Below are 275 nucleotides of genomic sequence, written 5' to 3' on the forward strand. Positions count from 1 at the left end.
TGAAGGCGCGGACCGCCGCGGGCGCCTGCCGGCGGCTCGTCTCGACCAGCAGACAGCCGCCCGGCGCCAGCCAGTCCGGGGCAGCGGCGGCCACCCGGCGCAGCACGTCCAGGCCGTCGGCGCCGCCGTCGAGCGCGACCCGCGGCTCGTGGTCGCGGGCCTCCGTCGGCAGCAGGCCGATCTCGCCGGTGGGCACGTAGGGGACGTTGGCCGCCAGCACGTCGACCCGGCCCCGCAGCCGGGCCGGGAGCGCCTCGAACAGGTCGCCGGTGTGG

Annotated in this window: 1 pseudogene; it reads right to left on the reverse strand. The window is 79.6% G+C overall.

The features are described from left to right. Positions 1 to 275: pseudogene (locus tag G3I53_RS33110) on the reverse strand (putative protein N(5)-glutamine methyltransferase); the annotation flags it as partial.

This window comes from Streptomyces sp. SID14436, assembly GCF_010548465.1.
In the GTDB taxonomy this organism is placed as follows: domain Bacteria; phylum Actinomycetota; class Actinomycetes; order Streptomycetales; family Streptomycetaceae; genus Streptomyces.